This is a genomic window from Trichocoleus desertorum AS-A10, from assembly GCF_039962155.1.
Taxonomy (GTDB): Bacteria; Cyanobacteriota; Cyanobacteriia; order FACHB-46; family FACHB-46; genus Trichocoleus.
Map to the genome: position 1 here is coordinate 17,142 of NZ_JAMPKN010000033.1, position 20,751 is coordinate 37,892.

The 20,751-nt window shown below is 47.2% G+C and carries 27 protein-coding genes; 17 read left to right on the forward strand and 10 right to left on the reverse strand.

Annotated elements, in window-relative coordinates:
- Positions 1-53: 53 nt before the first annotated feature.
- Together NDA01_RS24825 and NDA01_RS24830 are read right to left on the reverse strand one after the other, a co-directional pair.
- Positions 54-743 carry an SWIM zinc finger family protein gene (locus NDA01_RS24825; protein ID WP_348230087.1) on the reverse strand — a complete coding sequence of 230 codons (690 nt, stop codon included), beginning with the start codon at positions 741-743 and terminating at the stop codon, positions 54-56.
- A gap of 99 nt (positions 744-842) precedes the next feature.
- Positions 843-1,466 carry a hypothetical protein gene (locus tag NDA01_RS24830; RefSeq protein WP_348230088.1) on the reverse strand — a complete coding sequence of 208 codons (624 nt, stop codon included), beginning with the start codon at positions 1,464-1,466 and terminating at the stop codon, positions 843-845.
- Between the two features lie 299 nt (positions 1,467-1,765).
- Here NDA01_RS24830 and NDA01_RS24835 point away from each other — a divergent pair, with 299 nt between their 5' ends.
- Positions 1,766-1,993 (forward strand): helix-turn-helix transcriptional regulator, encoded by a 228-nt coding sequence (locus NDA01_RS24835; protein WP_348230089.1) that lies wholly within the window; start codon positions 1,766-1,768, stop codon positions 1,991-1,993.
- Positions 1,994-2,289: 296 nt separating this feature from the next.
- Entirely contained in the window at positions 2,290-3,003 is a 714-nt protein-coding gene (locus NDA01_RS24840; protein ID WP_348230090.1) for a GIY-YIG nuclease family protein, read from the forward strand.
- 9 nt (positions 3,004-3,012) lie between these two features.
- Here the strand turns inward: NDA01_RS24840 and NDA01_RS31985 are convergent, their stop codons facing one another.
- Complete coding sequence (locus NDA01_RS31985; protein ID WP_431193512.1) at positions 3,013-3,168, reverse strand: DUF6464 family protein; 156 nt, start codon at positions 3,166-3,168, stop codon at positions 3,013-3,015.
- A 198-nt stretch (positions 3,169-3,366) separates the two neighbouring features.
- Between NDA01_RS31985 and NDA01_RS24845 the strand changes: the two genes are divergently transcribed.
- Positions 3,367-4,053: a hypothetical protein gene (locus tag NDA01_RS24845; RefSeq protein ID WP_348230091.1), complete on the forward strand. Its 687-nt coding sequence runs from the start codon at positions 3,367-3,369 to the stop codon at positions 4,051-4,053.
- 226 nt (positions 4,054-4,279) lie between these two features.
- On the opposite strand, the gene NDA01_RS24850 is transcribed toward NDA01_RS24845, so the two are convergent.
- The 4 genes from NDA01_RS24850 to NDA01_RS24865 all read right to left on the reverse strand — a co-directional run bounded on the left by NDA01_RS24850 (position 4,280) and on the right by NDA01_RS24865 (position 6,381).
- Positions 4,280-4,630: a hypothetical protein gene (locus NDA01_RS24850; protein WP_348230092.1), complete on the reverse strand. Its 351-nt coding sequence runs from the start codon at positions 4,628-4,630 to the stop codon at positions 4,280-4,282.
- Entirely contained in the window at positions 4,630-5,019 is a 390-nt protein-coding gene (locus NDA01_RS24855) for a hypothetical protein (RefSeq protein WP_348230093.1), read from the reverse strand. Before NDA01_RS24855 ends, NDA01_RS24850 begins: the two co-directional genes overlap by 1 nt.
- Before the next feature lie 675 nt (positions 5,020-5,694).
- A complete protein-coding gene (locus tag NDA01_RS24860) occupies positions 5,695-5,982 on the reverse strand; it encodes a hypothetical protein (protein ID WP_348230094.1) in 288 nt (95 codons plus the stop codon).
- A 15-nt stretch (positions 5,983-5,997) separates the two neighbouring features.
- Positions 5,998-6,381, reverse strand: coding sequence for a hypothetical protein (locus NDA01_RS24865; protein ID WP_348230095.1), 384 nt, complete (start codon positions 6,379-6,381; stop codon positions 5,998-6,000).
- Positions 6,382-6,547: 166 nt separating this feature from the next.
- Between NDA01_RS24865 and NDA01_RS24870 the strand changes: the two genes are divergently transcribed.
- The 11 genes from NDA01_RS24870 (at position 6,548) to NDA01_RS24920 (ending at position 15,074) form a co-directional block, all read left to right on the forward strand.
- Positions 6,548-6,754: a ribbon-helix-helix domain-containing protein gene (locus tag NDA01_RS24870; RefSeq protein ID WP_348230096.1), complete on the forward strand. Its 207-nt coding sequence runs from the start codon at positions 6,548-6,550 to the stop codon at positions 6,752-6,754.
- A 7-nt stretch (positions 6,755-6,761) separates the two neighbouring features.
- Complete coding sequence (locus NDA01_RS24875; protein WP_348230097.1) at positions 6,762-7,064, forward strand: hypothetical protein; 303 nt, start codon at positions 6,762-6,764, stop codon at positions 7,062-7,064.
- On the forward strand, positions 7,057-7,815 hold the full coding sequence (locus NDA01_RS24880; RefSeq protein ID WP_348230098.1) for a hypothetical protein: 759 nt from the start codon (positions 7,057-7,059) through the stop codon (positions 7,813-7,815). The genes NDA01_RS24875 and NDA01_RS24880 overlap by 8 nt, the downstream gene beginning before the upstream one ends.
- A gap of 244 nt (positions 7,816-8,059) precedes the next feature.
- Entirely contained in the window at positions 8,060-8,479 is a 420-nt protein-coding gene (locus NDA01_RS24885) for a hypothetical protein (protein WP_348230099.1), read from the forward strand.
- Positions 8,476-11,931 carry a plasmid replication protein, CyRepA1 family gene (locus tag NDA01_RS24890; RefSeq protein WP_348230101.1) on the forward strand — a complete coding sequence of 1,152 codons (3,456 nt, stop codon included), beginning with the start codon at positions 8,476-8,478 and terminating at the stop codon, positions 11,929-11,931. Before NDA01_RS24885 ends, NDA01_RS24890 begins: the two co-directional genes overlap by 4 nt.
- A gap of 17 nt (positions 11,932-11,948) precedes the next feature.
- The gene (locus NDA01_RS24895) at positions 11,949-12,110 is read left to right on the forward strand and encodes a hypothetical protein (RefSeq protein ID WP_348230102.1); all 162 of its coding nucleotides are present in this window, start codon (positions 11,949-11,951) and stop codon (positions 12,108-12,110) included.
- Positions 12,107-12,547 (forward strand): hypothetical protein, encoded by a 441-nt coding sequence (locus NDA01_RS24900; RefSeq protein ID WP_348230104.1) that lies wholly within the window; start codon positions 12,107-12,109, stop codon positions 12,545-12,547. The genes NDA01_RS24895 and NDA01_RS24900 overlap by 4 nt, the downstream gene beginning before the upstream one ends.
- The gene (locus NDA01_RS24905) at positions 12,544-13,449 is read left to right on the forward strand and encodes a hypothetical protein (protein WP_348230105.1); all 906 of its coding nucleotides are present in this window, start codon (positions 12,544-12,546) and stop codon (positions 13,447-13,449) included. The genes NDA01_RS24900 and NDA01_RS24905 overlap by 4 nt, the downstream gene beginning before the upstream one ends.
- A 143-nt stretch (positions 13,450-13,592) precedes the next feature.
- Positions 13,593-13,856, forward strand: a complete 264-nt coding sequence (locus NDA01_RS24910; protein ID WP_348230106.1) for a hypothetical protein — start codon at positions 13,593-13,595, stop codon at positions 13,854-13,856.
- A gap of 215 nt (positions 13,857-14,071) precedes the next feature.
- Positions 14,072-14,644, forward strand: a complete 573-nt coding sequence (locus NDA01_RS24915) for a hypothetical protein (protein WP_348230107.1) — start codon at positions 14,072-14,074, stop codon at positions 14,642-14,644.
- The gene (locus NDA01_RS24920; RefSeq protein WP_348230108.1) at positions 14,628-15,074 is read left to right on the forward strand and encodes a response regulator; all 447 of its coding nucleotides are present in this window, start codon (positions 14,628-14,630) and stop codon (positions 15,072-15,074) included. Before NDA01_RS24915 ends, NDA01_RS24920 begins: the two co-directional genes overlap by 17 nt.
- A gap of 160 nt (positions 15,075-15,234) precedes the next feature.
- Here the strand turns inward: NDA01_RS24920 and NDA01_RS24925 are convergent, their stop codons facing one another.
- A complete protein-coding gene (locus tag NDA01_RS24925) occupies positions 15,235-15,807 on the reverse strand; it encodes a hypothetical protein (RefSeq protein WP_348230109.1) in 573 nt (190 codons plus the stop codon).
- A gap of 209 nt (positions 15,808-16,016) precedes the next feature.
- Between NDA01_RS24925 and NDA01_RS24930 the strand changes: the two genes are divergently transcribed.
- Entirely contained in the window at positions 16,017-16,352 is a 336-nt protein-coding gene (locus NDA01_RS24930; protein WP_431193513.1) for an FHA domain-containing protein, read from the forward strand.
- A gap of 1,439 nt (positions 16,353-17,791) precedes the next feature.
- On the opposite strand, the gene NDA01_RS24935 is transcribed toward NDA01_RS24930, so the two are convergent.
- On the reverse strand, positions 17,792-18,475 hold the full coding sequence (locus tag NDA01_RS24935; protein ID WP_348230110.1) for a hypothetical protein: 684 nt from the start codon (positions 18,473-18,475) through the stop codon (positions 17,792-17,794).
- A gap of 383 nt (positions 18,476-18,858) precedes the next feature.
- On the opposite strand from NDA01_RS24935, the gene NDA01_RS24940 reads away from it, so the two are divergent.
- Both NDA01_RS24940 and NDA01_RS24945 read left to right on the forward strand, forming a co-directional pair.
- Positions 18,859-19,278: a hypothetical protein gene (locus NDA01_RS24940; protein ID WP_348230111.1), complete on the forward strand. Its 420-nt coding sequence runs from the start codon at positions 18,859-18,861 to the stop codon at positions 19,276-19,278.
- A gap of 183 nt (positions 19,279-19,461) precedes the next feature.
- Complete coding sequence (locus NDA01_RS24945; RefSeq protein WP_431193514.1) at positions 19,462-20,346, forward strand: DNA/RNA non-specific endonuclease; 885 nt, start codon at positions 19,462-19,464, stop codon at positions 20,344-20,346.
- Here the strand turns inward: NDA01_RS24945 and NDA01_RS24950 are convergent.
- The coding region (locus NDA01_RS24950; protein ID WP_348230112.1) for a nuclease A inhibitor family protein at positions 20,347-20,751 on the reverse strand (405 nt) is incomplete at its 5' end.

The following is a 20,751-nucleotide window of genomic DNA, read 5'->3' on the forward strand; positions in this document are numbered from 1 at the left end:
AAGATGCACTCTGAGCCTGGTCTAACCTACCTCCCAGGCAAGGGATGGAAAACTTAAACGTGAACTGGACCGCGATTGGTATTCACGAAATCGTAGGACTGGCGGGGAGTTGGAGCGTTGATTACTGGAGTGGCATCAATCACCTTCCAGCCCTTTGCTTGAGAGGTTTCCGTCATCCAGGCCAACTCATCTTCGCGGATTGTTTTGTAGGGCTTCGGCTCATCATTGCCTGCCCTGATGAAGGTATGAATCACTGGGCCGCTCCGATAGTAGATCACTCTCTTAATCGGCTGAGGCTTAGACACTTGGCGCAGTCCAGCCCGTGCAGAGAGGGGAGCAGAGAGGTAGTTGGCAACCGCGAAACCATGCTTGCAGATGGGATTCTCCCGTCCAGCATCTCGCTGTTTCTGGTGGTCGGGGCAAGTGCAGGTGTGGCGATCGCCCTCAACTACTACGGTATATGGAGGGGCATCAGGCATTGAAACACTGCGAACGGAGAAATGATTATCCGTACCAATCCAAGGCGTGATGTTGGTGATGGCCTTGGCTCCAGCTTTGCGGAAGTCGATGAAGTCCTGCTCAAATGCTTTGCGGCTGAGGAATGTGGAGCAGCGGGTAGTGTCTTGAGTTCTGCGGTATGTGACTTGAACAGCTCCATTTTTCATCACTTGGAGTCGTTCGATAACTTGGCATCCGAGAATTCTGCGTGCAGAGGCGTGAGAGATGGAGATGTTAGATAGCATGGTGGTGTGTATTGTGTGGTGCAGGGCGATCTACTGACTGGCGATCGCCCTTTTTATTCGAGAAATCTTGAGAGCTGCGAAGCTGCTATTACCCAAGTGCTAGGCTGTGGCCAAGCCGTACTTCTTCATCCGAGCTTGGAGCGCTGAGCCATGAAGCTTGCGACCACGCTTGTCTAGATTCCAATCAGCAGGTAGAGACTCAACCACTGAAGTAGGGGCAGAAACCACCAGGTTTCCCCCGGCAACTAGGACAGCTTCAGGTTTAACTGCGGAAACTTCGATGGTGGGAAATTCAGGCTCAGATGCGGGAGGTAGCAAACCAGCGATCGCCGGAGCAGTGAGTTGAGGTACAACAACTTCGGGTACAACTAGGCCCATTGGCTTGAGGTCAGCTTCGAGGTATACGGGGATTTCGTGGTCTAGGCACTCAACCATGAAGTAATAGAAGTCAGGGAGAAGCATTAGAACCTGGAACACCGTAGCCAATGCGTCATAAGCATCATTCTGGAAGTCGTCAACAATTAGGTCTAACTCAGTGATTGCTGCACGAGCATGAAAGGTTAGAGCAGGCTGAGTGAGTGCCAAGTCTTGACGTGCTTGGTCTTCGAGGATAGCGAGTAGGCGTTGACCGTGGCGCTTGGTGAATTGAGCGAAGAAGATGCCAGCAACGATAGCGGAATCAGCAACTTGAAATGCAACTTTCTCAATGGATACTACGTTCATTTTGAATCTCCTTTTTGCCGCGTACGTGTCGGGGTGCGGCTAAAGCGCTTGACGGGAGTTGCACCCATCGTTCGGCTTGCTTACCGAAGCGCCTCTCCAAAACTACAATTTCCCATTCAGCCGAAGCGCAGCGAAGGCACTACCTGAGGACTGAACTGGGACAATCAGAGCCTCTATTCAATTTTCGAGGTGCTGTTGAGCCTCATACTACTAACCCATTAGTGGTAATGTCAACGGATTAGTACTAACCCGTTAGCAAATGTTACGATACCTCGGGTGTTCTCCTGAGTTGATTTGGTATGACGATTAAAGAGTTGAGGCAAAGGGTTGGGCTAAAAGCAGAGGAAGTAGCTGTTCAGCTAGGAGTAGCGGTCTCGACTATTGGTAATTGGGAGCAGGGCAAAACAATTCCACGGTTGCGGCTAGACCAGTTCGCTCTCTTATGCAAGCTTTACCAATGCAGTATTGAGGAGTTGCACCAGGCAGCACAAGAGTCGAGGCAACGGCGATCGGCAGCAGCAAAGTAGTACAACTACCTCATATCTTGCACCTCGTGATCTGGATGTCCCATCCTTGCCGTTGCAAAAGCCTTCGCTTTTACTCGACTTCCTGAAGCAGCAGGGCAACAACCACCTGGCCTAGGCAGGCTTCGAGCACGATTGTTGCTGCTTCAGCCCAGTCTGGCAGTGTCTTCTGGTTCGTTGAGAGATAGCCCCAGTGGGCCAAGACAAAAGCTGTGAGCAAATTAATATGAGTACCTTGTATAGCTCAGGCCGCTGAAAGGGAAGAACAGAAGCAGCCTGATAGAAACAAGGATTAATCAATGAAATCTAGTGGGTGCAAGTGTGAGCCTGCCAAAGTTTCTGTAAAGCTAACGATCGATCGTTCCACGATTGAGAATTTAGCGGGGGTTGGCTGGCGCGATCGACGGAAACTGCCCACTCAAGGAGGCATCTATTTCATTCAGGTAAGTTTCGGGATTGCCTACATCGGGCAAACTGGAAACTTAAGGAAGCGATGGAAAACCCACGAGCGACTTGCAGAAATCAAAGCGCTATACCCGGAAGCTTGCATCCGCTACTTGGTAGTTGAAGATCCAGATGAAAGGAGCCGAGTAGAGGCAGCTCTGAACAAGCAGTTCAATCCACCTTGGGAGGGCAAGGTATGGAGGCAGGTGGAAGAAGTACGTCTGGGTAAGTCGTCCAAGTGGGAGTGTTTTGGCTACTCCATTGAAATCTTTAAGGATGGAGCCAAGTTTGCATACAATTTTCTTGCACCCTACAGTCGGGGTGATATTTCGCCAAGCTTCCAATATTTCTCAACTCACAAAGAAGCCTTAGAAGAAGCCAAAAAACATATCAAACTGGACTACACATCTATATTTGCTAACCGCTGGATCATGGAAAGCCATGAAGCTAAACTCATCACGGCGGAACAATATGATGAGCTTTACAAAATTCTCCCGCCCATTTCCCCTACTGATCAAAGAAGCCCCTTGAAACCCTTCTTCATTGAAAAGGATGAGTGGGAATCGTAAACGGAAGATTCATTGACGAGGCTCAAAATCAGAGCAGCCTTGACATGGCCCCTTTGGATTTACAGCGCATCGTATGTAAAGCGATCGCGTTACACCTTTTGTCACCACAAGTTGGGAAGAACCCAGATAAAAAGTTACTGCACATATTCGATAAAGATTCAGCATAGCTCCTAAAAAACAGGAGTTATCCGGTTTCTATGCAACATACTTTTCTGTAGGGGCATTGATTCTGTTTGGCAAGAGTTCAAATAGTTAGACAATTACTTTTCTCCACGTGAGCAGTTGAACTCTACAGACCAAAAACAACAGTACAGCAACACAGCTATAACAAATATGAATGCTACGACTATCAACTCAGCCAGTATGACCCCCAAGCCGATCATCACAGATCTCGAGTGGCGGCCTCCAAGCATGACAGACCCGATTGTCCAAGCAAAATTACCTAACGATCGGCTAATGTTGTACGCAGATGCCGACTCGCACAGTGGTGATGATTGGCAGGGATATGTTCCCGACATCCCAGGCGCTGCAAACCCAACCGGGGGATCAACTCTTGTGGCCTACTGGGATGGCGGTCCCGCCGAATACACGCTGACACTGCGTTCATACTGGGTGCTAGTTCCTGGAAGTTACATGCAACTTGAGCCTGGCGAAAGTTTTCAGAAGACATACAGGTCAACCCACGGCATCACTGAGAGCGACTTACAGACCATCAGCGCTGAACTAGGACTTGACATCGAGGGGTTCCAAGCCAAAATGTCAGCTTCATTCTCGCACGAGATCACAACATCATCAGAGCAGCAGGAAGAGACGATGCATCACGTCGATCCTCCTGCGGAAGGATTCACACGAGTTTGGATGCTGTGGCAGCTCGTGGATGAAATTGTTGCGCTCGACAAAGATGGCAACATAATCTCGAATCCAACACGTCGCGGCGATGTTAACTGGTCTGCGCATGCTCCATCCGGCGCTTACTTAAGCTATCACAATTTGCATCAGCACTTTCCGTCGGATTTCATAGTCTCAGCTTCAAAAGATTTTCCCCATTAAGACCAATATCGAGGTAAGGGCGGCGGTGTAGTGAAAGCCTATAAAGTCGCTTGCAGAGGAACTGATCTATAAAAGCGATGACCCCCTTAACTTGTGGTTTCAATTCCTAGCACATCGTTGAAACTCGAAGTGCCAGAACACAAGAAGGGGGGGCATTTCATCCAGAATCTAACACACGCTTTTTGGAGTGTTCATAGTAGCAGCAAGTTTTATTGCACTATGTTCCCTACACCGAATCATCTATCCAGCCACAGTGCTCACAATCCCAATGCACTCTTAGACTTTCCGAAGTAATGCCAGTCTCACACTTGGGACATCGGCCTGTGAACATGGGGTGTGAGTCAAGCAAAGCCAACTGCTCCAAACGTGACCACTGCTGCTGTGGAGTAACGATCAGCTCACCGTTATAGTAGCTGGCTCCTTCCGGTTCCCAAAGTTCCTCTGGTTCTGCTGTAGGGTCGCACTGAAAATCCAGGCAGTCATCGCTACTCACACCTTCTGGATGCACAGTACAGACCAGATGAGGATTGTGAGCATAGAAAAGGCAGCGATCGCACTCTGGAACTTTACGCCTCATCAATCCTCATCCTTCACTTCTAGCTGGTAGATCCGGTTGGAGGGGTGCTCTGCCATTAAGCGCCAGTAGTAACCGTGGGGTAGTGGTTGCACTCTTGCTCCACATCGATAAAGCAGCGTGGGTTCGTCCCGCCTAATCCCATCCTTCACTGCTTTTTCTAGCTTGGGGTCAGGTGCCGCATCGTTGTACCAAACAATGTGAGCGGTGCCGAAATACCCAGCATTCAGAAGACTTGCGAACAACCACTCCATGATCGGCTGCATCTCCTCCATTGAGATGCCGGAGTCACCTTGCCCGTAGCTTTCGATTGTGGGGGTAGGAGGATTGTTGTTTGGTTGGGGCAGTAGAGGTGCCAGGAGGGAACGGGCCAGAGACAGCAGTTTGTTCATGATCGAGGATTGGGAGCTAGAGTTCAAGGTTCCCTGCTGGCACGACTTGGAAACATGGGGAAGTAAGTTTACTTCCTAATTCCTTCTGTGGTTTCTGCATAGACTGGATGGGCTGAAACCCCACTTCCTCCGTTGTTGAAGTGCTTCTGGAAGTGGTTAGAAGTACTTCTAGAAGTGGAAGTAGGAAGTGAATTAGAAGTGGTTGGAAGTAGTGAATTAGAAGTACTTCCAGAAGTGGTAGTAGAAGTACTTCCATCTCTTCTTCCCCACTCACACCAGCTAAAAGAAACGGCTCCAACCCCAGGCCCGAAGATCCAGAAGAGGGGGTGAGATACTGGCGGTTTCAAATCCCTCGATATTGCTGCGATCGCTGGGATGGGTAGCTCTAGTTTTTGCCAACCAGGTTACAAGCACTTCCCAAAAACGTTTTTGCAACCTGGTTGTAACCTGGTTCAAGCAGTTCTATGCAAAACCATTTTCAAACTATTTACGAAAAACCCTTACTGAAAGTGGTTTGAAAGCGGTTCGGTGGAGGCAACTACTTCCGAAGTGTTTCCGATTGAGTTATTCGGAAGGACTTCGGAAACACTTTTCGGTGCTTTGAGCGGAAAGAGCTACCAACCCAACAAAAAACCCCCGACTCTCGCCGGGGGATAATAAGTCTCATTGTGAGAACTAAGCTGCGATCGCAACGACCTCAACCTGATTGCTGGGTGAGTAGTCAAGCAGTTCTTGCTCAGATAGCACCGAGACAAAGGGGCCACCATTGCTCACCTGATAGGACCATCCAGGTTGAAGCTCAAGCTGTTCCGCCGCTTCCTTGCAGTAGTGATTAAGGCCGATAATTTGCATTGTTGCCCCATCGATCTCAAGCCTTCCAAACAGTGGGAACTGAGGAAGTGGAATCTCTTGTGGGAGCAGGCTTACGATGGTGCTGGGCTTCGATTCGATTTTGAACGACATGGCTAATCTCCTGGCCTAGCTTGCGATCAGTATCAATTCGGGTTCTGCTGCTTTAGTCTCTAGCGATCGCTGGTAATCCTTTGCAGCACGCAGCAAGCGTCCCTCAGACCAGATGTAACCCATGTAATCAGCTCGTCCCCGATTTCGCTTGGTGTCCTCAGTAAATCGCCAATCTAGATGAACCCACCACCCCTGACTGTTTGAGTTTTCAAAAATAGCTACGGATCGCGCACGGCTGCAATATTCGATGCCCACTACAACCACTGAAACGTCGGGGCCAATTTGCACCTCTTGAAATAAGGAGAAGGTAGGCAAAGGCGTATTTCTAGGAATAGTGGTGCAGATGGTTCTGCTAGAGACTTTGGTCTTAGAGGGTTGAAGCGCGAGAATTTTTGACATGATTAAATTACTCCGTTTGTTTTGTATGTGAACAGCGGATGGGCCAGCCTTTGCCGTCGAAAGTTGGGGCTGGTTCTTTTTTTATGGATACGGTTTGATACTGTATCTAGCTGTATGCTACTGTATCTTAAGAGGCAATACAACAGCAAACAATAAAAGGGGTATCATGCTGGCAGTATCGAATCAGTCCTTAATGGGTAGAAGACAACTTGATGCAGTCACGGCCTACCTGCCGACCGAGATCAAGCAGAAACTAGAAGCATGGGCGCTTTCTGAGGATCGGAGCGTGAGTTATCTTGTGGCACGCCTGATTACGGAAGCCGTTGAGGCTAAGGAAAAGCAAAGTAACGAAACACCTCAGCCTAGTAATTGAGGCCAACATGACTACAGAACGAATCGAACGGCTAGAGGCGCTAAGTGAAACGATTTTGCTTGCCCTCGATCAATTGAGACAGAGGCAGGAGGTCTTCCAGCAGCAACTTCAACAACAACAGGAGGGAATGGCAGGCGCAATTGAGACCCTGATCCAAACCGTGGATGAAGTTTCGCGAGAAACAGCAATTGATCGTGCCGAAATGAAAGAATTTCGCGCAACAACTGGGGCAGCCTTGGAGCGTATTGATAGAGTGATGGACTACCTAATACGCCGGGATGGTGAGCGAGGAACCAGTAGTAATGGCTAAGTCAGGAGCGGAAATCGCATTACTACAAACAAGTGAAATTGAGCCACCTTGGGATAAAGGTCTGGATTTGGTACAACATCCTTTCCCTAGGTTACATATTGCTGATACTGCCTTAGATGCTCAAGTTGCCCATATTGAAGGGTTTTGGGCTTTAACCAGTCACCTGGTATACAAGAAGAAGTTTGACTCCCGCCATAAGCTTCCCATCCGGTTACAAGGCGATTTCCGTGCTGGCTTGGAAACTTGGGCTGATGTAGTGAAGCAGTTTTTTGAACTAGCAATTCAATGCCACGCACTCCCCTCAGAACAAAGCTCTAAGTACGCCAATGCAACTGACTGGTTTTCTGGTGTGGTCTGGGAGCTTAAAAATGCTCAGTTCAAAGGACTTTTCAAAATAGGGCCTAAGAGCAAAAAAGAGTCAGTCAGCAAGTTTAGAAACTTAATTAAAAAGTTGAAAGAAGATATTAATCCCTTTGATCCTGCCTTAGAACCTCACACATTCAAATTGGTAGAGGCAGCTATTGGAATTCAGCGTAGGGCTGATCGGTGGAGAAAAGATCACTGGATACCATTTCTAAAAGCTTGGAGTGCATTCATCAGCAACATCGATCGCAATCCACTTTGGAGAATGGTCGAACGGGATGAGAATGGCAAGTTTACCGCTCAAAAGGGGCAAGGAAAATATAAGCCTGCTTTGTCTGCAAAAATCGACTTCCTAGAACCCTTGCAGGATAAGGCTTACAGGTTTTAATGCGTAAACGGAGGTTCCAATAAAAACCATGTTTAACTAAAGCTAGCTCTGAAATGAGCAACCCCCACATTTCTGTGAGGGCCGTCAATAAATCTTGCCACTGGTTAGGTGGGCTACGAACTCCAAAACTACCAGGCAAGGAATTTAACTAATCCATCCCTTAAAACGCCAAAGCAGTGTGGTGGTACACACGGAAGAGGCTAAAGGGACTTGTTGTGCTTAGGCATGAAAGGTGCCCATATCTATGATCGCCGCAGATTCAAAAAGTTTCAAGCATTTTCTTCCCCGTTCTTATTCTAAGGGTAAGACTCGTAAGTTTCAAGATGAGACGAAAAAGGCTGCTGAAAAGCATCAGGAGCAGAAGATTCTTACAAAAAGAAGCAAGCCGCAATACCTTGGACCTATTCGACTAACCAAGTCAGTCGTTGCGTCGATATGCTGGTGGGCGCGGACTGACGGGGGGGATTCTCCCGAAGGATTCATGCAAGTTTTCGAGGGCAATGGGTACCCCCAACTTAGACACCCGAGCTCCAAAGAAGCTCTTGAAAATCCGCATCTATTAAATACCAAAACTCCCAATCGCATCGCAGCGGTTTTTGTGAGCGAAGAAGGACAATCTGATCCTGTCTGGATCGACTTACGACGGGAGGTTTTACTCCCGTGAGCCAATACATTCCTACCCGCAAAGGTAATCCCTGCCAAATTTGTGAAGATGTCAGCTCAAAATGTCGGGAAACTGAAGGAAACATTGCACTATGCATGACCTTCAGCGAGTTGATCGGAGCACCCAACGTCCCAGGCTTTAAGTTCGTTGGGAAAACCAAGAATGGACTCTGGGGTAAATGGATTGTAGATGACGGGCAAAGCTGGACTGAGCAACAACGTGAAGAGTGGAAGCGTACTCAGACAGCACAACGGCAGCTACGAGTCACTAAAGAGAAGGAGAAGCACACTCAATCACTCTCAGCTAAGGAACGCGATCGCTACTACCGCAAGCTTCTTGAGCAACTAGAGCTGCACCCTGACGATGAAGCTGACCTACGGAGACGTGGCTTAACTGACAAGCAAATCAAAGCTTGGGGTGTAAGGTCGGTTGAGCAATGGCAGAAGCTTAGAAGTAAAGTCTCTCCTCTACTAAGTGGAGTTAGGGCTGACGGTCGCAGTCTCAATACGTCTGGAGCAGGCTACCTCTGCCCAATCCGAGACATTAACGGCTTGATTGTTGGGTGCCAAATCCGCTTACGAGATGCAGAGGATGGCCGCTATCGCTGGCTTTCGAGTGCAACTAAGGCAAACCTTGATAGTCCAACACCACACTTGCAGAATGGTGAGCTGCCACTCGCAATCCATCGGCCCTCTAAGTTGAAACTGGATAGCATTGGTATGGCAGAAGGGGTTGGAGCCAAGCCCTTCATCACCTCTGAGAAGCTGGGCCAGGTGGTGATTGGTGCGGCGGGTGGTCTCTTCGCAAGTAGCCCTCAACTGCTCAAGGCAAGTTTGGAGCGGCTGGCCTGTGAACTAGAAACAAGAACTGTAGATTTCTACCCTGACGCAGGTTCCCCCACTAATCGAGCGGTGATTAGGCAATATGAAGCTACTTGGAATCTACTGAAGGATTGGGGCTTCATCGTTCGGGTTGGCTGGTGGAAGCAGTTCACTAAAGAGCACTTAGATATTGATGAACTGCAAAGCTTGAGTGCGATCGGCTTCATCACTCCCACAGAGTTCTTGAAGATCGGTCACAAGGAGATCTGGAAGAGGCACTACACAGAGAAGCGCAAAGAAATTGCCCGACACTCCTTCACCTACAAAGCTGATGTGGTGACTAGCGATCGCTATTTGCCCAAGCTCAAGCTATCCGACTTGAAGCCTGGGATAACGGTAGTCAAGGCACCGTGGGGTAGTGGCAAATCCTCCAACATTTTATCGCCCATTGCTAGGGATGCTCAGAGCGCAGGGTATGACGTGATTCAGGTTGGGCACCTGAATTCGCTGCTAGAGAACACTGCCCCCAAAATGGGCTTAGACACCCACAAGCAAATTAAGGATATTGCATCAGTTGGTAGGAACCTAGTAAACCTCAATACTCATCCAAACCTTGCAATTACTCTGCACTCTCTTGGTGCGATGGTGGACTTGTCTAAGCGAAACAAGCCATTACTTCTCCTGATCGATGAACATGAACAAGTCTTTCAAAGCCTGACGGAGCGGCAGAATGTAACTCTCAAAGGCGAACTCAGACAAGCTGCAAGGAGAAAGCTTGAGCATTTGATTCGTGAAGCTGAGTATGTTTTGCTGTCCGACGCTGATGCTTCAGATACTCTTGTGGATTACATCCGCCATCTCAGAGGTGAGGATAAAGTTCACATTATTCAATCCACCTTCAAAGTGGGAGTAGAGAGATTACCAATTGAGGTCAGCACAGGGAAAGATCCGAGCGAACTAATCAAGAGTTTCTTAGACTGCTTGCGTAACGGTGGTAAGGCAATTTTCTTCGTCAACTGCCCTCAAGAAATCCGTTCAATTGTGGAGCAAATTAAGGCTGATCCTGACCTCCAAAAGCTCAAGGGGCAAGCAGTCTATGGCGATGTCACAAGTGAGCCGGAAGTTGCCCGATTCATTGAGTCGATCGACAAAGAGTACACGAAGCTGAATTGGCTGGTCCACAGCAGTAGCTTGGGAACTGGAGTGGATCTCAATAAAGAGCATTTCACTCATCGATTTGCTCTCATACGTGGAGGAGTGTTGAGTGCAACCGAGTGCTGCCAAGCGATGTTTCGCTATAGGCCAGATGTACCCACACTTATCTGGGTCACTTCGGCAACTCAAGCTAGGGAATGCGATGCCGAGGAAATTCTCAAAGCGTTGCAGTACCGGGAGTCTACTACATTCGATACCCTAAAATGCTCAAGGATTGCTGGAATTCAGGCGAGTGCAGTAGGGGAAATCAGTCATGAGGATCGTCCCTTCCTTGAACTCTACGCAAAGCTCGCAGCCCGGAAGAATGCTAGCCTCTCCAATCTTCGTGAATCAATCTATGAGGTGCTTGAGGTAAGCGGCTACAGCCTGAAGTTCAACGAGCCAGTTACTTACGAAGACATCAAAGTCGCACACCGGGAGATCAAGAAGAGGCTTGATGAGCAGGATTGTGAGGCGATCGCCAATGCTCGTGTTCTCAGTGATGAGGAATTGAGCGAGAAGGCCAACTCATCTACTCTCAGTCTGGCGGACAGGCAGGCAGTTTACAAGACGTTGCTCCACCGCGACACCGGGCTAGAGGTCACGCCTGAGTTGGTGAAAATTGATGATGATGGCAGATGGCGCAAGGGTGTGAAGCATCTTGAGCACTTACTCTCAGACCCAGCTCTAGCAATGTTGGATGATGCCTTAGACCAGAAGAACAATCCGCTTGCAAGCGATCGCTCCCACTACACACTCAAGCACAATCTGCTCGACAGCTTGGGCGTTAAGGACTTTCTCAAGTCAGAACTGGAATGGCGCAAAGGTGATCCAGACTTAGCCCAATTTGCTGAACGTTGCCGCCTGCGATCGCTCGACATCAAAACTATCTGGGGCTTCCACATCCCGCAAGACCCAAAGAAATTAAGTGACGTGCAGGTTCTCGGCGAGTTCTTACGACGATTAGGGCTTTGCACAGTCTATAGGCAAGCTGGAACGGGCAAGAACAAGGAAAAGGTTTACCGCATTGACCCAGCCCGAATGGAACTCTGCAAACGGGTGATTGAGCACAGGCGGAAGAGGCGACAGGAACACCCCTCATTAAAATCCTTCACGGATGAGGGGGTTCTAACCGAGGAACACCCCCTAGTCCCACCCCCACAAACACCAATTCAGGATGCCAAGGAACACCCCCCCCTATATATATCTTTATCCTCAGGGGGTGTTCCTAAATCTAAGTCACCCAATTCCACTGGCCCCTCATCAACATCGAGTACTCAGCAAATTAGCCTCAAACCTGGCGATCTCGTAATTTGGAAGGCACTATCAGGGGAATGGGAAGTTGTCTGGGCTGGTACTGCCATAGCGGGAGTCCGACGAGTGGGTGAGGATTTAGATTGGAGGGTTGATTTAGCTGATTTAACTCCAGTTAAGTAAGGAGTGAGGATGGCAGAATGAACAATTTTGAGTTTGAGTTATGGCTCCTTGAAGGCGATCGCAGCAGGCACACGGCAATCATCCGCGATCTCAAGCGGGAGTTGCGGGAAGAACGGGAAGGGCTGAAAGAAGGAAGTAAACGTCTGGTAAGAAATGAGCAGGATAGGCCGAGAAGATGACTACAGAAACAGAGTGCAATCAGTACGAGTGGATTCTCCTTTGCCAATCTGATGACGGTAGTGACCATTCAATAGATTCCAAGCTAGTTGAGGTAAAGGGAGACATCCTGCGGGTTCGGCGCTCCTTAGTATTAGGAACGCCTGAGCGAACTATGTGGGGAGTGGTTGCAGCTAGCCAAAGCTTGCAGCGGGTGAACCTTGCAACTGGTACTTGGGCCACCGAGAAGGAGGCGTTGCTGGGACTAGAAGCACAGCTATTGCACATCAACGAGCAGGTCAATGGGGAGGAGTATCCCAGCCCTCCCGGTTCGGTAAATGAGGCAGGGTTGAATTTGATTCGCGTCCTACTGCGCGATCGGAAGCGGCGTAAGTTGAAGTTCCCAGTTCGCCGAGGGACAAGCAAAATTCGTTTCACCAATACTAAGAGGACAAGATGAGCTACTTCGATAAGCGCAGAGGCGAGTTGGAGAATTTAGAGGGGCCGGACAAAGGCTTTACGCTTCCTGTCATCGGTCGTCAAGTGCTTGCGCCTTGGGACAACAAAGAGCGAGTCGTTGAGGAATACATTACAAAGAATGGGCTTGCTGAGTTTGGCCCAGAGCTGGGTGAGAAGCTGAGAAATTCAGCACCGAACGATTGGGGCAGCATTGTTCGTGGAGCGGCTGGACGGGAGGCCGCAACAGAAGGTACTAGAGTTCGGGCCAAGAAGGAGGCCCAAGGCGATCGCCAACGGGAATTCCAAGATACCGAATCCTACGAAACTCGGAAGGATGCCCGGAATCTAGCCACTCAACGATCCCTTATGGACAAGCAGTTAGAGGGTCAAAAGTATGGGGCAGACGTTGGATTGAAGGGCATTGAAGCTCAAACCGGAGCCTCCACCAGACAAGCTCAGATTGGGGCAGATGCAGCAGTTCGGCAGGCTGAGATTGGTGGTCGGTACAATGTCCAGGGGCAGGAAGTAGCGGGACGGTACAACGTTCAAGGGCAGGAGGTGATGGGCCGCTACAATCTTGAGGGCACACGCATTGGCGCAAATGCACAAATACGCCAAGCTGAAATTGGAGCCAATGCTAGCCGGGATGTAGCGAACATTGGAGGTAGTTGGAACTATCGCACTACTGACCTTACCAGCGGTCGTCAGCTCCAAGGTCAGCGCGAAGGATTAGCATCTGATGAACGCAGGCAGACTCAGAACTTACTGGCTAATCGGCAGGCGATGGGACAAGAGATGAAGAGACAGGAAGCCAGTGAACTTGTCCAGGCTAGGTTACAACGGGGTGATTCGGGCCGAAACTTCTTGTTGCAAGCAGTGGGGCAGAAGCAGTGGTTCCGGTAGGTTAGGGGCGATCGCCCCAGTGAAGAGGGGCGGCAATCCAGACCTTTTTATTTTGTCTGGGAAACTTTGGTGCAGTGTGTATCAAGGTCACTCAAGCGTTACGCTCCCCGATTTTCAAGTAAAAGTTTGAGAGGTTTTGCAATATGCCAAGGTGGACAGCAGAGGCCAGAGAAAGACAGCGGCAATTAATCAAGGAATGGCAACCTTGGGAGCAATCGACTGGGCCACGGACTCAGGAAGGCAAGGAAATCTCCAGTCAGAATGCAAGGCGAACTAGCTTGTCAGACCAAGAGTTGATAGGTGGACTGCGAAAGATGCGACACGAACTGGGCGCGATCGCTAAGATTCAGCAAAAGCAGCAGATTAATGAAGCGTGGGATGCAGTGATTGCATCATTTAACAAGTGAGAATTTGAGAATTTGAGAGAAAATTGAAACGAACTATTCAGGATTCCTAACTTTCTGTTTTGTAGTCTTGGTACAGCAAGAATTAATCCGCTAGGAACCTGGAGAAAAGCACCTGTGATTCAATCAAAACTAACGTAAATCTTGAAATTGCTAATGTTGTTGTTAATTTGAAAGCGAATTTGAGATCTGGGTTAGTTAATGCAGGATAGGCTGGCATGAAAACCGAACTAGTCGTTGCCCTTATTGCGTCAGGTGCGTCTGTCTGTGTGGCATTAATGAGTTTGGCAACCGCTGTCATTAGTCAAAAATATGCGGCTCGTGCAAGCAGAGCGATTGAAGCGCTGAAATTTGAGTTTACAACTACGCTTGCTAAGCAATCAGTTATTGATTCTCAGCTAAACGAATCACTAGTATCCTTGAAGTTGGCAATACAGGAAATTCAGCAAGCCAAGAATGAAATACAGCTCATTCTTTCCTCGATAAGATCAAGCCTTGATTCTAAAACTGCATTACATCGTATTACTTGCTTGAGAGAAGAATCGTTTAAGTGCTATGAGGAAAACTTAGCAAGCTTGAATGAATTTGAATCCAATGCTTTACACAGGGCTAAGAATCAAGTGCTTTCAGTTGAAAATTTCCTAAAAGAAAGCCTTCGTCATAAACGATATGTATCAGAACTGTCTAGCGCTGATAAACAACACCTAATGTTCCTAAGAAGTAATCTTTCAGACCTTCAGCAACTTCTTCGAGATAGTAGAGAGGAGCGATTGTATGAACGAAGAATGTAATAACTTCAGGGAAAGAGCACCACGGATATTGATGGTTGATGATGATCCGTATCTTTCACTATTATTAGCAGATTATCTTGAAGAAAAAGGGGCTGAGATTGTTGATATTGCTTCTATAGTAGAAGTTGCAACAAGCAAGCTTTTAGAAAATGAATATGATATTTTGATTTCCGACCATCTTTTAGTTGATTCAATACAACAAGAGGATAGACAATATGCTTGTGATTTCATTCAGAGATTACGTCAAGGTAAGATATCAAAGGACGAAAGAATAAAGTCGATGCCTGTAATTATTGTCAGCGGGTATCTGCTACTATCCAGTAGTTTTAATAAGATTAGAAATCTTTATCCTTCAAATACTAAGTTTATTGCAAAACCTTATGAACCTAAAGAAATTCTTCTGGCTATAGAAGAATGCTTAGAGAATTAATGAAGTACTAATAGTTAGGATTAAGCATTGTTGTTCTAACTTGTGAATAGATGTATTACGGCAGACTAAAAACTCTATATAAAAGTATTCACATTTTGTGATTTTCGCCTTGGCGTAATTTCGTTAAGTTGAATTTCTATATTTTTGCCCACGCCCCACGTCACTCCGGCGCTGGCTTCGGGACGGTCCATAGCCCCTCAGATGGCTTGAGCTGTCCAACGAGCTTCCCATCCTCGAAGATCGTCACTTTTCGATAATTCGCTCTCGGCACTTGGATTGCCAGGAAGAACTTGAACCGTGCATCGTCAACCCCGGCGTTGACGTCGGACTTCGGGCGCTTCAGTCGATAACGCAGCGTTAACTCCCCAGCTTTGGTCGTCACCCGCTCGACCTCGAAGATTTGGTCCGCCTTCGACGGATCGGGAGATGAGGCGAACACGTGCGCCACCATGAGGATTTGGCTCTTCTCGTACAGACTCGCCTCCGGATGGAACGGGCGGGGATCTCCAGCGATCGGTGCGGGATGGAACAGCTGGTCGTACTCCTGGGGCGTCCTGATCAGCGCATAGAATCGCGGCTCGGCCTGCTCGTCCCAGTTGACCAAGAAGTTCTGGTACGCATACATCGGGATGCGATTGTAGCTCTCAGCACATTCCCGCGCCATCCCCGTGCCGCCCATGACCACCAGGAAGCTGGTCGCCACGCCGAGGACAATCGTCTTTAAGGGTCGCATAACTGAGTCTCCATGAAGGAACGGTGTGGCATTGCAACTAGGCACTAAGTAACGCACCTACCAATCTGTGAGGCTGGCAATCTAATACCTTAAAGCTCTAATATCTTTCCCAAGACTGTGACAAATTAAGCTATTTGAGAATTCTCATGCTAAGTCAGTAAGCTAGGAAATTGGTCGTCGGAAATTTAATCCTTCTGTAAGCAACATCAATGCAGCAGATCCATTGCCTGGTTGTTGAATACGAGAAAAACCGCCGAGAATTCGTTCTTAGTAATCCTATTTACTCAATTGGGAGCGATCCTAAATGCGATATTTGCCTGATCTCCCAGCTTGTTTCTCGCCGTCATGCTACTTTAGTGCGACTCCCTCACAAATACGACAGCTATTACTATCGGATTGTCGATGGCAACCTCAAGGGCAAACCTAGTGCGAATGGCTTCTTAATTAATGGTCATAAGCTGCAAGCTCACGATCTACAAAATGAAGATGTAATTATATTTGGGCCAGGAGTTCAGGCTGGCTACGCTGTAAGAGCAATAAATTGATTGGGAGGTGTGCTTTTCTTTTTCCAGTGTTTGCAAGGCTGGAACGCTTAATAATCAGAATGCCTGATGTAGGCAATTTGGCTTACTGGAGAATACACCACTTCAATCTCGTCCAGTGTCGGAAATTGTTTTGAGTAGCACTGTACTCGTCCTCCCTCCTCAAGTTCTGACGGCTTCCACCAACCCCTTTCGGGGTACGAGGCAATATCTGGGGGTGAGTCTGAGTCTATATTCGATGGATCGCACTCATAGTCTGCAACTAGTTTGCCAGACTCTAAGCGCAGGTTCCTAGCGAACTGCCTAATATTTGATGAGTTCATCTTAAAACGGCAGTAGTACCCATAGCCGTCTCCGCTTAACCCATTGGTGAAACAACGGAGACTGGAAACTTTGCCGATAAGACCTAAGTATTGAACGGAAAACCCAGTATAAGTCGGGATCGCCCTACCCGAATTCAATAGAGGTGGAACAGCGTATAGAAAGAGCACAATATAAGTAATGAAGCCAAGAGGAACGGCAACGACACAAGCAATGAGTAGTCGAGGAACAATAGAAAACAAACGCCTTAATAGTTGGGCCATTGCAATTCTTCGAGGAAGTAGCACCAAGCTAACAGATCTCTAAAATCCAAGCTTGTGTTTATCTTCGCCTTGGCGTAATTTCGTCAAGATGAATCTCTATATTTTTGCCTTGTCGCCATTTTACCCAGCTATTAAGGAGCTGGGAATAAATATGTAAGGACCTACAAGACAGGACGAAATTACTTAGAGAGCCATTGACCAAACCAATAAAGAAGGATTATTACAAGTGCATGTACAGAGGCATGAAGCTTGATGAATGCAGATAATATGCGTGACGTTTTTTTCGCTAGCGCTTATGAGAAGGCTAATTGCTTTGGTACCGCTGGTGTCATCGGTGCTTTTGGCTGCTCCAGTTCATGCAGGAATGGTTAAACCTACTCCTGTTACCTGCATGTTCTTCCGTGGAGAAGAGCTAGAACTTAAGCAAACCTGTATCTATGACTCTGTCTCTTGGGCTGGAGGTGGGAGTAGTACCCTAACTTGGGAAGATGGCGTTAAAACAAAAACTGAGTGGGGACTAGTTGGTCGAGGGGGAAAGGTTTGCAGGAGTAATGATGAGGTTAGGGTTGATGGTGTTTGTGGAAAAAGCTATTACCGCAACCCTGAAACTACAAAGCGAATTGGTAGTGAGGAAAGACAGCGTAGGATGTCAAATAATCAGAAGGTAATGTATTGTACACAGCTCCGAGACAAATCTATTTGTCGTGCGTGGTAACTTTTGTCACTGCAAAAATTTCTATTGAATGACACTTTAAAAGCAGGTTACATCACCTCAAGATAGCCATTGTTCTGAGGTGATGTTGAACTCTAAGGAAAGTATACGAAGATTGAGCACTTGCGCTCTAAGATATTTTCTTCTTAGGAACAACCTTCAATATAGTCAACTTCGGGAAGCTTACCAGCTCGATATTGAACTACTTTTCCACTCGAAGTTTCAAAAATTATACGAAAATTTTGATCTTCACGATCTTTCGGTACGAAAATAAGGTAACGTCCACCTCTAGAGCCTGTGTAAGGGTGAAGTTTTACTTGAATCTGTCCGGCATATAATGATTTGATTTTTTCCTCGCTATCCCCAACCTTTGCTCCACGCAGAGTTTTCACTTTCGGATTTCTTACATCAACTCTCGCAATACGATTGGCTGTAGCCATAAAGCTCACATCAGTTAGGCCATAGCGAGGTCTGAAGAAAGCACATCCATTGGGGTTAGTATATGTAGAAATCAATTCCACACCTGCATTTCTTGATGCCTCACGAACAGTCATCCCTACCAGAACAGGACCCATCCCATTTGTTGCCACCCGAGATCCCTCAGTCAATTTTACATAAGCTGAGCTAACAGAAATTGGGCTAGCATTTCTCTGGAGTATCTCAGCATTATTTTGGGGTCTTCCTTTATAAGGTGCTATGCTACCGAAAGTCTTGAAGCCGTCTTCTACAGATATATTCGTTGCTTCTAAAGCTTGACTACGAGGAGTTTCTGGATAGCTAATCCAAGCTCCAAAGATTAGCAAAAAAACTGTTGCAATACAAAATTTCATATTTACCTCTGCAAGATTCTTAATTTGCTAATGTCTAATTTGCCCAGCTATTGAATTTTCTAAACATACAAAATGAAAACAGCTTCTAAATAATGAATAAAAATTTTACTGACATCATCTAACTTCTATCTAGAACTAAAGCATCAGCTAAAACTATATTTCTATTAACCTCTGCAAGCATGTTGTGCAAAAAAGTTTGGCTTTATAGGATTAATTTGAATGATATTAACGGTTAATCCTTGGGAATAATGTGCTATCAAATGCTCCACGTCTCAGTCAGGGACAATGTTGCTAGCCTGACTATATTCTTGGGGCAATTGGATGTGAGGTAAACTCCTCAATTTTTTTCTATCAACACCACTACATTTATTGAGCTAAAAATTATGAAGCTATTAGGTTATGCATTTTTGAGTTGTGTTTCTATAATTTTGTCATCCAGTAATGCTTTAGCTAAATCAGTTCCGGGAGAGTCCATTCTTTGTAAAAACAAGAATCTCATCACAGCAATTGCATTTAGTACAAGCAAATATAACATTGCGATATGCAAAGAGTTTGGAGATGCGTATCACTATATTGGCCAAGACAAAAGAAGTAATGCACAAGTATTTTTACCAATTGAAGAGAGAAATAATCGATATAGAGCAAATCCTTGGTTGCTCAAAGCTCGTAATGGAAAATTTACTTATCAAGTCGCTGAATTCAATCCGCGCCGCAAAAATGCATATATCTCAATATCAGTCTTTGAAAATGGAAATAGAATTTATCATGACATGGCGAACAATTTCATAGGTTTGGAGGAATGACAAGGCTCGATCTGAGCTTCTTTAAAAATTATTTGCCTGGAGCTATTACAAGCCCAAGCAGATAACCTGAAAGTTTTAGCTTTAGACTAAATAACTAATTGAATAAAAAGCTAAAGATTTTCATTTTAGTACCCAGAAATCCTCATAAGATATTGAGAAGGTGCAGCTTTTGGGAGGCGTGACGTGCCCATCAATTTTTTGGCGTGCTTAATTGGGCTGTTGTTGGCCTTAGCTGGATGCGCGATCGCTCCTCCCATTGAAAGTCCACCTTCAGCGCCAACGCCAACTCCGATCCCCTCACCTTCGCCACCGACTTCTAGAAGTGTTCATTTACGGCTGGGCAATCCTAGTAACGCTGTGGCCGATGTTGCTCAAGCAAATAACTACTTGATGGTGAAGCCCCAGTATGCCCTGTCCTACAACCGCAGCAAAGGCACTCCCAACTGGGTGAGCTGGCAACTGAATTCCAAATGGTTGGGAGAGGCGGAGCGACAGAATGATTTCCGCCCAGACCCCCAGCTTCCAACGAGCTGGTATCGGGTAACTCCCAGAGACTATACAAACAATGGCTTTGATCGCGGCCATCTCACTTCATCAGAGGATCGAGGGGGGACAGTCGAGGCAAATTCTGCCACCTTTTTGATGACCAACATCATTCCCCAAGCTCCAGACAATAATCAGGGGCCTTGGGTGGCATTGGAGGAATACTGCCGAGATTTAGTCAGGCAGGGTAAAGAGCTCTACATCATCGCTGGAGGCAGGGGCCAAGGTGGTGTGGGTAGCAAAGGTACAATGACCACACTGGCAACAGGCAAGGTTGTGGTTCCAGCCAGCACCTGGAAAGTAATTGTGGTGCTCGACAAGCCAGGTGCCGGACTGAAGGGCATCACTAGCAATACGCGAGTCATTGCTGTAGACATGCCGAATCGACAGGGGATTAAGAGGAATAGCTGGCAGTCCTTCAAAACCTCGGTGGACCAAATTGAAGCGAAGACCCAGTACGACTTTTTGAGCAACGTGCCGCAATCGGTACAGACGGTGATTGAAGCCAATGTTGATAGTCAGTAATCAGGTTTCAATGACTTTGGTGGAGAGTCCAACGCAGTCATTGCCACAGGTACCAATGATATAAACATCAATCTCGATTTGCCCGACTCGATAAACCTTCACGTCGTTCAGGGTGCTAGCGATCGTGTTCTCTAGATTCTTGAATTTAGCAGCGCTCTCCTTCTCTTCGGGGCCGAACCAATCTTGCTCCTCAGTTGAGGATCTGAAGAAATCTGACAAAGTTATCACCTTCACTGGGGCATCTGCTGGGTGTCCAGTTGCTTGAGCTAGTTTTTCGGGAGTCAAAGATGCCCCAGCCTGTCCTTCCCAAGCAAACACCTCAAATGGGTAGTCGGACTCACTCATGAATTGCAAGCCGCTACAGGTTTCCTTCAGTTTGCCGATTGCCTCTGAACTGCTCACGCT

What these genes read in the sequence shown, in the direction of transcription:
- NDA01_RS31985 (WP_431193512.1), bottom strand. Translation starts at nt 3,168, where the DNA reads ATGCTGAATCTTTATCGAATATGTGCAGTAACTTTTTATCTGGGTTCT.
- NDA01_RS24900 (WP_348230104.1), top strand. Translation starts at nt 12,107, where the DNA reads ATGACTACAGAAACAGAGTGCAATCAGTACGAGTGGATTCTCCTTTGC.
- NDA01_RS24895 (WP_348230102.1), top strand. Translation starts at nt 11,949, where the DNA reads ATGAACAATTTTGAGTTTGAGTTATGGCTCCTTGAAGGCGATCGCAGC.
- NDA01_RS24850 (WP_348230092.1), bottom strand. Translation starts at nt 4,630, where the DNA reads ATGAGGCGTAAAGTTCCAGAGTGCGATCGCTGCCTTTTCTATGCTCAC.
- NDA01_RS24860 (WP_348230094.1), bottom strand. Translation starts at nt 5,982, where the DNA reads ATGTCGTTCAAAATCGAATCGAAGCCCAGCACCATCGTAAGCCTGCTC.
- NDA01_RS24830 (WP_348230088.1), bottom strand. Translation starts at nt 1,466, where the DNA reads ATGAACGTAGTATCCATTGAGAAAGTTGCATTTCAAGTTGCTGATTCC.
- NDA01_RS24935 (WP_348230110.1), bottom strand. Translation starts at nt 18,475, where the DNA reads ATGAAATTTTGTATTGCAACAGTTTTTTTGCTAATCTTTGGAGCTTGG.
- NDA01_RS24940 (WP_348230111.1), top strand. Translation starts at nt 18,859, where the DNA reads ATGAAGCTATTAGGTTATGCATTTTTGAGTTGTGTTTCTATAATTTTG.
- NDA01_RS24930 (WP_431193513.1), top strand. Translation starts at nt 16,017, where the DNA reads ATGCAGCAGATCCATTGCCTGGTTGTTGAATACGAGAAAAACCGCCGA.
- NDA01_RS24875 (WP_348230097.1), top strand. Translation starts at nt 6,762, where the DNA reads ATGACTACAGAACGAATCGAACGGCTAGAGGCGCTAAGTGAAACGATT.
- NDA01_RS24925 (WP_348230109.1), bottom strand. Translation starts at nt 15,807, where the DNA reads ATGCGACCCTTAAAGACGATTGTCCTCGGCGTGGCGACCAGCTTCCTG.
- NDA01_RS24910 (WP_348230106.1), top strand. Translation starts at nt 13,593, where the DNA reads ATGCCAAGGTGGACAGCAGAGGCCAGAGAAAGACAGCGGCAATTAATC.
- NDA01_RS24920 (WP_348230108.1), top strand. Translation starts at nt 14,628, where the DNA reads ATGAACGAAGAATGTAATAACTTCAGGGAAAGAGCACCACGGATATTG.
- NDA01_RS24865 (WP_348230095.1), bottom strand. Translation starts at nt 6,381, where the DNA reads ATGTCAAAAATTCTCGCGCTTCAACCCTCTAAGACCAAAGTCTCTAGC.
- NDA01_RS24845 (WP_348230091.1), top strand. Translation starts at nt 3,367, where the DNA reads ATGACCCCCAAGCCGATCATCACAGATCTCGAGTGGCGGCCTCCAAGC.
- NDA01_RS24870 (WP_348230096.1), top strand. Translation starts at nt 6,548, where the DNA reads ATGCTGGCAGTATCGAATCAGTCCTTAATGGGTAGAAGACAACTTGAT.
- NDA01_RS24835 (WP_348230089.1), top strand. Translation starts at nt 1,766, where the DNA reads ATGACGATTAAAGAGTTGAGGCAAAGGGTTGGGCTAAAAGCAGAGGAA.
- NDA01_RS24855 (WP_348230093.1), bottom strand. Translation starts at nt 5,019, where the DNA reads ATGAACAAACTGCTGTCTCTGGCCCGTTCCCTCCTGGCACCTCTACTG.
- NDA01_RS24880 (WP_348230098.1), top strand. Translation starts at nt 7,057, where the DNA reads ATGGCTAAGTCAGGAGCGGAAATCGCATTACTACAAACAAGTGAAATT.
- NDA01_RS24885 (WP_348230099.1), top strand. Translation starts at nt 8,060, where the DNA reads ATGATCGCCGCAGATTCAAAAAGTTTCAAGCATTTTCTTCCCCGTTCT.
- NDA01_RS24840 (WP_348230090.1), top strand. Translation starts at nt 2,290, where the DNA reads ATGAAATCTAGTGGGTGCAAGTGTGAGCCTGCCAAAGTTTCTGTAAAG.
- NDA01_RS24915 (WP_348230107.1), top strand. Translation starts at nt 14,072, where the DNA reads ATGAAAACCGAACTAGTCGTTGCCCTTATTGCGTCAGGTGCGTCTGTC.
- NDA01_RS24825 (WP_348230087.1), bottom strand. Translation starts at nt 743, where the DNA reads ATGCTATCTAACATCTCCATCTCTCACGCCTCTGCACGCAGAATTCTC.
- NDA01_RS24905 (WP_348230105.1), top strand. Translation starts at nt 12,544, where the DNA reads ATGAGCTACTTCGATAAGCGCAGAGGCGAGTTGGAGAATTTAGAGGGG.